This window comes from Altibacter sp. (assembly GCF_019913785.1).
GTDB lineage: Bacteria > Bacteroidota > Bacteroidia > Flavobacteriales > Flavobacteriaceae > Altibacter.
Genome location: NZ_JAIOHK010000041.1, coordinates 1 through 10617 on the forward strand (window position 1 = coordinate 1; position 10617 = coordinate 10617).

Consider the following 10617-nt stretch of genomic DNA (forward strand, 5'->3'; position numbering starts at 1 on the left):
GCAGAGTATGATCGATGACGCCAATTCACAAGTGGATGGTATTATCGCCAACTATAATATGGGATTAATTACCAATAACGAACGTTACAATCAGGTCATTGATATTTGGACCGCTACCAATGCCGAGTTGACCGAATTGTCAATGAAGCGTATACGTGAGGATCAGCAAGGATTTAACTCTGTGTATATGATGCTTGATTCCGGGGCGCGTGGATCGAAAGAACAGATTCGCCAGCTTACCGGAATGCGTGGATTGATGGCAAAGCCAAAGAAATCGAATTCGGGTGGTGGTGAGATTATTGAAAACCCGATTCTTTCTAACTTTAAGGAAGGACTTTCTATTTTAGAATACTTTATTTCTACGCACGGTGCGCGTAAGGGTCTTGCAGATACCGCGTTGAAAACGGCCGATGCAGGTTACTTAACACGTCGTTTGGTGGATGTTTCGCAAGATGTTATTATCAATATCGAAGATTGTGGAACCCTTCGTGGCATTGAGGTTTCGGCCTTAAAGAAAAACGAAGAGGTAGTGGAGTCGTTGCGCGATCGTATTGTAGGTCGTACTGCATTGAATGATGTATACAATCCATTGACTAAAGACTTGATTGTAGGAGCCGGTGATCATATTTCGGAAGCGGTAGCTACCGCCATTGAAAACTCTCCGGTTGAACAGATTGAAGTTAGATCGGCACTTACTTGTGAAGCGAAGAAAGGTATTTGTGCACAGTGCTACGGAAGAAACCTTGCTACCAATAAAATGGTGCAACGAGGTGAAGCTGTTGGTGTTGTAGCGGCACAGTCCATTGGTGAACCTGGAACGCAGTTAACACTGCGTACGTTCCACGTGGGAGGTATTGCCGGAAACATTTCAGAAGAGAACAAGCTTACCGTTAAATTTGATGGTATTGCCGAAATTGAAGAATTGAAAACGGTAAAAGGCGAAGATTCAGACGGAAAAACAGTTGATATTGTTATTTCACGTACTTCAGAAATAAAACTCGTCGACAAGAAGACCGGAATTGTTTTGAGCACCAATAACATTCCGTATGGGTCTACCATATTTATAAAGGACAAACAATCCCTGAAGCAGGGTGATGTTGTATGTCAGTGGGATCCTTATAACGGGGTTATTATTTCTGAATTTGCCGGTAAGATCAAATACGAGAACATTGAACAAGGAGTTACCTATCAGGTTGAGATCGATGAACAAACCGGTTTCCAGGAGAAAGTGATTTCAGAATCGAGAGATAAGAAGAAGATACCAACCTTGCAAATCCTCGGTAAGAAGGACGAAGTAATTCGTTCGTATAACTTACCGGTAGGGGCTCACTTGATGGTGGACGATGGAGATAAAATTAAGATTGGTAAGATCTTGGTGAAGATTCCTCGTAAATCTGCGAAAGCAGGGGATATTACTGGAGGTCTTCCACGTGTTACCGAATTGTTCGAAGCACGTAACCCATCGAATCCAGCTGTTGTAAGTGAGATAGATGGCGTTGTTTCCTTTGGAAAAATAAAACGTGGTAACCGAGAGATTATCATCGAGTCTAAATTAGGTGAAGTGAAGAAGTACTTGGTGAAGTTGAGTAACCAGATTCTTGTTCAAGAGAACGATTATGTACGAGCAGGGATGCCGCTTTCTGATGGTTCTACTACTCCGGAAGATATTTTACGAATCAAAGGCCCATCTGCGGTTCAACAATACTTGGTGAATGAAGTTCAGGAAGTATACCGCTTACAGGGGGTGAAGATCAACGACAAGCATTTTGAGGTAGTAGTACGTCAAATGATGCGTAAGGTGCAGATCGTAGATTCGGGAGATACCACCTTCTTGGAGAACCAGTTGGTTCATAAAGACGACTTTATTGAAGAGAACGATAAGATCTTCGGAATGAAAGTGGTAACCAGTGCAGGAGAATCGGAAACTATTAAAGAAGGACAAATCATTACGCCGCGTGAGTTACGTGATGAGAATTCAATTCTGAAAAGAGCCGATAAGGCGTTGATTGAGGCACGTGATGCCGAAACCGCCACTGCTACTCCGATACTACAAGGTATTACGAGAGCTTCACTACAAACCAAATCGTTTATTTCGGCGGCTTCCTTCCAGGAAACCACCAAGGTATTGAACGAAGCGGCTGTTAGTGGTAAAGTAGATGATCTTGAAGGATTGAAGGAAAATGTAATTGTTGGTCATAGAATTCCTGCCGGAACCGGAATGCGAGAATACGATACCATTATCGTAGGCTCGAAGGAAGAGTTGGAAGAAATGACACGCGAGAAACAAGAAGTTAATTATAATTAACATAATTTTTGAAACAAACGCTCCGATGGGAGCGTTTGTTTTTTAAAACAGCGAGATATGGCAGATACAAAAAAACCGAAGCAACAACAGGGACAGATCAACATAGAATTAGACGAAGCCGTTGCGCAAGGGACCTATAGTAACTTAGCAATCATTAATCACTCTGTTTCGGAGTTTGTGGTGGATTTTGTCACGATTATGCCGGGAGTTCCAAAGAGTAAGGTGAAATCGAGAATTATTTTGACTCCACAGCATGCCAAACGTTTTTTAAAGGCATTAAGTGATAATGTGAAACGTTTTGAGAATTCCCATGGTGAAATAAAAGATTACCAACAGCCTCCTATTCCAATTAATTTTGGCCCTACGGGAGAAGCCTAATAAAAAAAAGCCTTGCAAATTGCAGGGCTTTTTTATTACCTATACGTAGGAAAACTATTTTGAAGTGGCTTCCTAATTATTTGAAAAAGTAGTGGATATGGAAATTCACACAAAAAAATATGCATTATAATCGCTAAATAAATTACTAATTAATACACTTTAACGAATATAAATAGCAATACAACGAATAAGTATATCTTGATGTAGGAAAAATCAACAATTCAAAGTTATATTTGCTGAGTGTAACAAGAGCCCCCCAATAAATTCTTGTTACCATGCCCAAATTGAACTTATGAAACCTACAGTGCCTACATGTCTTATTAGAAGACTATTTTTAATGCTTTCTGTTTTGATGGTTTTTTCTTTAGTTGAAAAAGGCTATGCTCAAACTCAGAAGCCTTCTGTTACTACTGGAGTTACATTTCAATGGGATGATGTTCAAGCAGTTCCCAGCAATCCAGCTACTATTAAATCCATTACCATAGACGGAGAGATTTTCGAAGCTTTTGCGGCACCTACCTCCTATGAAATGACGAGAGTAGGTCCTGCGGGACATAGTACAAACAATATTATTTTAAATGGAGTTATCGTTAATAATAATAGCTCAAACCCTACTTGGAATCTAAACGCTCAGGCGGCCTATCAAGATAAAAATTTGAATCATTATTTTGTTGCAAATCCCAATGGACGTGACATTTGTGGAGATTTCAACGCTATTGCTACAACCGACGCACAATTGCAAACACTTTATTTTAACCCTGGGATACCTTCCAATGAAGGTGGTCTTTTAGCGGTTTCAGAAAGAAATGCAAATAACTGCTACTATATAGCAGTATATGGTACCCCGAACGGTGGAGGTGCGGAGCAATTTTTAGGAGATACTTTTGTACGAGCCAATTCAACGCAATGGGGGCCATTGTTTAATGCACCACCGGCAGGCGTGGACTATTGGAATTCCGGAAGGGTTCAAGAAAATAATGGAACAATAGGGATTGCCATTTTTAAATTGGACGATCTAGCGCCAACAGGATCGATAATTACAAAGGTCGAATTAGTGGGAGCTACTCTTGACCATGCCGATGGTAAAGTATTCGTCGTTCAGAAATATGCACAAGCGATAAATGAAAAGGCTTGTTTGGATACCGAAATAAATGGAACAGTAGCTACTAACAATATTCCAGCGGGCTCAACCTTTTCTTTATTAACAGGTCCTACACCGGCGGGTCAAGATTTTACATTTAATTCGGATGGAAGTTATTCGTACACTCCTGAAACAGGATTTTTAGGAGATGTTGTTTTTGAATATAAGGTTTGTTTACCCTTTCCTAATGCAGGAACCTGCGATACGAATACGGTAACAATAACTTATGTGTCTTGGGCCGATGCATATTGCAGCTGTGCTAGTGGAAATGCCGATGGTCCCCTTTTACAAAACTAATTTGAAGATTCTATTAAGATTATAATTATGCATACAAAATATTCAATTATGAAAAATACAACTACTTTTTTTGCACTATGTCTTTTTACCGTGTTCACAGTCAGTGCTCAAGTTGGAATTGGAACTACAGATCCTCAAGAATCTTTACATATTGCAGGAAATGGTAGTACTATACGAGTTGAAGGACTTAATAGCGAAAACAATAATAAAAACCTAGGAGGGACTTCAAAGTACAATGTCTTGGTCGATGCAAATGGGACGCTTTCCCTTGGAGATTTATCTGGTGAAGTTGTATCGGAATCTGGTATTTCTTCACCCGTCGTGGTTCAGACAACCGCTAATTCTGGGTTAAATTCAGCTGAGCTGTATCAAAAGAATTTTACACTAACTCAACGGGCGTTGGTTGTAATTACGTATTATATATCTATTGATTTTGATGGATATGATGGTATCGCAAAAATAGATGACGGAAGAGCTAAGATTGCGCATAATTACTTTTATTTAGGAGATGGCAGCACGGCCAATACGTCCAAGGCATACGGCATGACAAGTTCGGTATATTCAAATTCAAATTGTGATACCGCTACAGGATATGTGTATAATTCTCGATCGACCACTATTTCTTTGGAAGCAGGAACCTATAGTATTCATTTAAACGGTGCTGTTTTTGGAGGTGATTTAACAGCTGACGCAGCATTTAGAGCAACCTTCGGAGATTTAGATAGAATTGATATTCAAGCGATTTATTTGTAATAGCAGATAACCTTATTTCGCTTTTTCAAATTCGCTTACGAAATGCAGTTTTACATTTGGGTATTTGGATTGCGTCATTTGTAAGGTAAAGGCCGAATCGGCAAAGAATACCAATTGCCCTCGTTTATCCTTTGCTAAAAACTTAGATTTTACCCTTTTAAAATCGGCAAACTCCGCACTTTTAGGGTCTTTGGGTTCCACCCAGCAGGCCTTATGCACATTTAAGTTTTCGTACCTACAGGTGGCACCGTATTCGTGTTCGAGTCGGTATTGAATCACTTCGAATTGCAGCGCGCCAACCGTACCAATTACTTTTCTTCCGTTAAGTTCCAAGGTGAATAACTGCGCAACGCCTTCATCCATTAATTGATCTACTCCCTTTTCAAGCTGCTTGCTTTTCATAGGGTCGGCATTGTTTATGTATTTGAAATGCTCCGGAGAAAAACTGGGAACTCCTTTATAATTCATTACTTCACCTTCGGTCAAAGTGTCGCCAATTTTAAAATTCCCGGTATCGTGAAGGCCTACAATATCACCGGGATATGAAATATCCACAATTTGTTTTTTTTCAGCAAAAAAGGCATTCGGACTCGAAAACTTCAGTTTTTTATTAAGTCGTACGTGCAGATAGGGCGTATTTCGCTCAAAGGTTCCGGATACGATTTTAATAAAGGCCAAGCGGTCCCGATGTTTGGGATCCATATTGGCATGAATTTTAAACACAAAGCCCGAAAATTCTTTTTCATCCGGTTTAACCAATCGTGTATCACTTTCTTTTGGGCGTGGTTTTGGCGCAATTTCAACAAAACAATCCAATAGCTCCCGGACTCCGAAATTATTCAAAGCAGAACCAAAGAATACCGGTTGTAGTGTCCCTTCCAAATATTCCTCACGATTAAAGTCGGGATAGACTTCATAGACCAATTCAAGTTCTTCCCGAAGTGTATTCGCTGCTTTTTCACTTATAATCTTTTCCAAATCGGGGTGGTTAACATCCTCAATCCTGATGGTTTCTTCGATGTTTTTCCGACTATCACCGCTGAAGAGGTTTACATTTTTCTCCCAGATATTGTAGATGCCTTTAAAATCGTATCCCATTCCTATAGGAAAGCTCAGTGGGGTAACCCGAAGATTCAGTTTTTGTTCAATTTCGTCTAGTAATTCGAATGCATCTTTTCCTTCCCTATCCAACTTATTTATAAAGACGATCATAGGGATGTTGCGCATGCGGCAAACTTCCACCAATTTTTCGGTTTGCTCTTCCACGCCTTTGGCGACGTCTATCACTACAATAACACTATCCACTGCGGTGAGTGTTCTAAAGGTGTCTTCCGCGAAATCCTTGTGACCCGGCGTATCCAGAATATTTATCTTAATGCCTTCATATTCAAATGCCAAGACAGAAGTAGCCACCGAAATACCTCTTTGGCGTTCAATTTCCATAAAGTCACTGGTAGCCCCTTTTTTAATCTTATTATTTTTTACAGCTCCCGCCTCTTGGATGGCACCTCCAAAGAGCAATAATTTTTCGGTTAAAGTTGTTTTTCCGGCATCGGGATGGGAGATAATTCCAAAGGTTCTTCGGCGATCAATTTCACGTTTTAAAGACATTTATTCTATAACAATTTAACTGCAAAGATACAGGTTGTTTTTAGTGAATCAAAGGGTATTTTTACAATCAAAAAGTAAGTGTAATTCCTACAAAAAATATTCTTCTAAAACCCTTAATAATAAGGCGTATACGTATAAACACGTATATACATTTCCTACAAAAATACGTTCAAATAAGGGTGATTTAACGTCATTGACCGATTTTTTATTACACTTCAACTAATAGTTCAAATTTTGTAAGACTTTAACATTTTTTCCTACGTATATTTGATTTGGAAATCACAAAATCAATGCTGTTGGGGCATTCTTTTTAACATTGATATTTTAACAAATTTATGGATATGAAAGTTACTACACTCAATTCCCTTTTGGGAAAACCGAAGTTGTTTTTATCACCCCTTGTGGTGACATTCCTTTTTAGCATGTTTTGTTTCCAAAGTTTTGGACAAAACTGCGATGCGAAAATGAAGGTATACAAGGGCAGGGATATGAAATCTGCTACTGTAGATATGCCGGCAAAATTTAAAGTGGAGCTAACTAATAATGCTGCTTCTTCTCAGACCTATATTATTGAGTCGGTTAATTCGGCTAAATCCTTTACGGTAGAACAAAAAGTCGCTTCGCGTTTGGCTTCCAATTATAAATTGAACACCACCATTAATTATAATGGATCGGTTGGTTCTAGTATTACCGTACCAGCTCGCTCAACTGTTACCTTTTTAGCATTTGTGGCGGTCCCTAAAAACACTCCTTTGGATAAGTGGGGAGCTGTGGAATTAAAAGCAAACAGCAAGGCATGCGGAGATGGATCGGTGTCAGCGCTTTTAAAAGTGTACCATAGAAATCCAGACGAAAACTAGAATACATACGTAAGGACACTGTCCTAATTTATAAGACTTACTAGGTTAAAACCTAAAAACTCATTTTATGAAAAAGCAATTACCCACCGAAAGATTAACGTACACGAAAAGCTTAGTTCTGCTATTGACTTTTTTTGTATTTAATGTTGCTTCCTTATTTGCACAGGATCCAATCACATTGAATAAGGTTGCTATTGAAAGTGCATTGTGTAATCAGTTTGATATTACCTTGACAATTACAGGAGATGCTCCTGATCTTGCTCAGGATGTTATTTTGATTATTGACCGTTCCGGTAGTATGCAAGGTGATCCATTTGACGAGGCACTGAATGCCGCCGAAGAATTTGTCAATACTTTTTTCCTTCCGGCAAACAATCCAACAGGGAATAACCGAGTTGGAATTGTCTCGTATTCTACTTCAGGTAATTTGGAAATAGGATTAACTACGAATCAAACTGCCATTATCAACGAAATTAATAATGGTATCTCATCACCTTCAGGAGGGACGAACATTGCAAGAGCCATGGATGTGGCTGATAATGAAATGACGGCCAACGGCCACTTCGATTGCGCTACAGGTAGAAGTATGATACTTCTTACTGATGGTGTTACAAACAGAACATTAAGTGGTAGCTCCTGTAGTGGAACACCATCACCACCTTTTCCAGCTGGAAATACGGCTTGTATGAATGATGCCATTAATGAAGGTCAGGGTGCACAAACCACTACCATAAGTTCTGTTGTATATGATCAGACTATTTTTTCAGTAGGACTTTTTGGAGATATTAGTGGAAATGCACAGGCTGCAGCTACGTATACCTTAGACCAAATACAAAATGGTGGCTTATTCACAACAGAAAATGCAGTTGATCTAACAGGGATATACAATACAATATTAGGACAGATAGCATTAGCGGCAAAAGATGCGGTGGTTACAGACATGCTGGGTGCAGGTTTTCAAATGGTGCCGGGATCATTAAGCGATCCTGTTAATGCCTCTTATAATGGTGGTACGAATACCATTACTTGGGACGTGGGTGATGTTTCAAGCGAAGTTTTAACCTTAGAATATTCCATTGAGGCTATAGGAATGCAAGGTTGCGGTATGCAAGATGCAGGGATGAGTGAAATGACATTTATAAATGCAATTTGTGAACAAGAAATATTACCATTTCCAAATCCGGAAGTCTGTGTACCTTGTCCAATTATATCAGATCCTAGTATAGACCAAGTAGATTGTTCAAAATCTGTGGACTATTCTGCGACTTTTAATCCGGGAGAATGTACACCATTCTCTGTTGGATTTGTATGGGAATTCTTCCTTAATAATGTTTCTGTTGGAACCGTCTCTGGAAACACCATGGGTGATCTATCGGGAACGTTTACTTATACCGGAGCGAGTCCTTTTCAGGGTGATTTCAGAGCTGAATTAACATACAACGGAACTTATAATAATAACTGTAATCTACCTCCGGTGATGGTAGATTCCAATATTCAAATTTATTTACCACCAGATGCTCCAATGAGTGGCGGTGATCAGGCCGAATGTGCTGCGTCGCCCATTCAGACGTTAACAGCATCTGCTTCGGTATTAGCGAACCAAACCGTTGTTTGGTACGATCAGGCTACGAACGGAAATGTGGTAACTCCAACCTGGAATACCATAGGTTCAATAACATATTATGCTGAAACCGTTGATAACACAAGTAACTGTTCTAGTTTAGATAGAACTCCGGTGACTTTGACGCTTTACAATTGTTTAATTGCAATTGAAAAGACAGCGACTAATACAACAACACAAAATTGTAATCCTATAGCCCCGGGACAATCTATAAATTACGATTTCACAGTAACCAACCAAGGAAATATTGCTATCTCAAGTGTTGAGGTGAATGATCCTTTGATCGATCCTGTGAATCCTATTCCCGGACCTGCTTCAGGAGATACAAACAACAACAGTATTTTAGATGTAGGCGAAGTATGGACCTATACAGCCTCTTATGTGGTACAACAATCGGATATCATCAATGGGCAAGTTGTTAATACAGCCGAAGTGGATGGTACTGTAACGGGATCTTCTTCTTCGTTCAATGTACACGATGAAGACACAGAAACTGTTGCCTTATGTCAAGACGCTGAAATTTCCATTACAAAGGCTAGTACGAGTGCGACTGGTAATTGTATCAATTTTGATGTAAACGATACTATTGAGTATACATTCGTCGTGACCAACGAAGGAGATGTCGATATCTCTAATGTGGTCGTGACAGATCCAATCTTAGGTGGCGTCATTGCCGGACCTGCAAGTGGTGACACAAATAATGATTCTATTTTAAATGTAGGCGAAGTTTGGAATTATACTGCAAGTTATTCGGTAACACAATTAGATATCGATAACGGTTCAATAGTTAATACTGCTGAAGTAGATGGCGATACTGCACTAGGTGCAGTGAATGATCCGAGTAATCAGGTAACGGTAACTATTTGTCAAGATCCAGACATTGCTATTGTAAAAACAAGCGATCAAATACCTGGAGCAAACAACTGTGTTGACCTTTCAGAAGGAGATACAGTAACGTATACTTTCACAGTAACTAACCAAGGAAACCTATCGATTGACAATGTAGTGGTGACCGATCCACTAGCTGGATTGTCTGCTATTGCAGGACCAACCGGTGATACAGGTAATGATGGAATCTTAGGCTTAACTGAAGTATGGGTCTATACGGCTACTTATGTGGTGACACAGGGGGATGTTGATGCAGGTCAGATTACCAATCAGGCGACAGTCAACGGACTGGCAATGAACCCTGCAAACACTCCGGTGACTGATCTTTCAGGATCAACCACTACGACAGATGATGCAACAGTCGTTGTGATCTGTCAGGATGCAGACATTGCTATTGTAAAAACAAGCGATCAAAACCCAACGGGAGGTAACAACTGTGTTGACCTTTCAGAAGGAGATACCGTAACCTATACCTTCACGGTAACTAACCAAGGAAACTTATCTATCGATAATGTAGTGGTGACTGATCCATTAGCTGGACTGTCTGCTATTGCAGGACCAACGGGTGATACAGGTAATGATGGTATCTTAGGCTTAACTGAAGTATGGGTCTATACAGCTACCTATGTAGTAACACAGGGGGATGTTGATGCGGGTCAGATTACCAATCAGGCGACAGTCAATGGACTGGCAATGAACCCAGCGAACACTCCGGTGACTGATCTTTCAGGATCAACCACTACGACAGATGATGCAACAGTCG

The 10617-nt window shown here is 40.0% G+C and carries 6 protein-coding genes and 1 pseudogene; 6 read left to right on the forward strand and 1 reads right to left on the reverse strand.

Annotated elements, in window-relative coordinates; genetic code table 11:
• From K8F54_RS06965 to K8F54_RS06980, 4 genes and pseudogenes are all read left to right on the forward strand, one after another.
• Positions 1-2305, forward strand: a pseudogene (locus K8F54_RS06965) (DNA-directed RNA polymerase subunit beta'); the annotation flags it as partial.
• 57 nt (positions 2306-2362) lie between these two features.
• Entirely contained in the window at positions 2363-2683 is a 321-nt protein-coding gene (locus tag K8F54_RS06970; RefSeq protein ID WP_290788884.1) for a DUF3467 domain-containing protein, read from the forward strand.
• A 292-nt stretch (positions 2684-2975) separates the two neighbouring features.
• Positions 2976-4121 (forward strand): Ig-like domain-containing protein, encoded by a 1146-nt coding sequence (locus K8F54_RS06975; protein WP_290788886.1) that lies wholly within the window; start codon positions 2976-2978, stop codon positions 4119-4121.
• 48 nt (positions 4122-4169) lie between these two features.
• Entirely contained in the window at positions 4170-4874 is a 705-nt protein-coding gene (locus K8F54_RS06980; RefSeq protein ID WP_290788888.1) for a hypothetical protein, read from the forward strand.
• Between the two features lie 12 nt (positions 4875-4886).
• Here K8F54_RS06980 and K8F54_RS06985 read toward each other — a convergent pair whose 3' ends face one another.
• Entirely contained in the window at positions 4887-6485 is a 1599-nt protein-coding gene (locus K8F54_RS06985) for a peptide chain release factor 3 (RefSeq protein ID WP_290788890.1), read from the reverse strand.
• Between the two features lie 341 nt (positions 6486-6826).
• Between K8F54_RS06985 and K8F54_RS06990 the strand changes: the two genes are divergently transcribed.
• Together K8F54_RS06990 and K8F54_RS06995 are read left to right on the forward strand one after the other, a co-directional pair.
• Positions 6827-7345 (forward strand): hypothetical protein, encoded by a 519-nt coding sequence (locus K8F54_RS06990; RefSeq protein WP_290788891.1) that lies wholly within the window; start codon positions 6827-6829, stop codon positions 7343-7345.
• 67 nt (positions 7346-7412) lie between these two features.
• Positions 7413-10617 (forward strand): VWA domain-containing protein (locus tag K8F54_RS06995; RefSeq protein WP_290788894.1); only part of this gene is annotated, 3205 nt, incomplete at its 3' end.

What these genes read in the sequence shown, in the direction of transcription:
- K8F54_RS06985 (WP_290788890.1), bottom strand. Translation starts at nt 6,485, where the DNA reads ATGTCTTTAAAACGTGAAATTGATCGCCGAAGAACCTTTGGAATTATC.
- K8F54_RS06990 (WP_290788891.1), top strand. Translation starts at nt 6,827, where the DNA reads ATGAAAGTTACTACACTCAATTCCCTTTTGGGAAAACCGAAGTTGTTT.
- K8F54_RS06980 (WP_290788888.1), top strand. Translation starts at nt 4,170, where the DNA reads ATGAAAAATACAACTACTTTTTTTGCACTATGTCTTTTTACCGTGTTC.
- K8F54_RS06970 (WP_290788884.1), top strand. Translation starts at nt 2,363, where the DNA reads ATGGCAGATACAAAAAAACCGAAGCAACAACAGGGACAGATCAACATA.
- K8F54_RS06975 (WP_290788886.1), top strand. Translation starts at nt 2,976, where the DNA reads ATGAAACCTACAGTGCCTACATGTCTTATTAGAAGACTATTTTTAATG.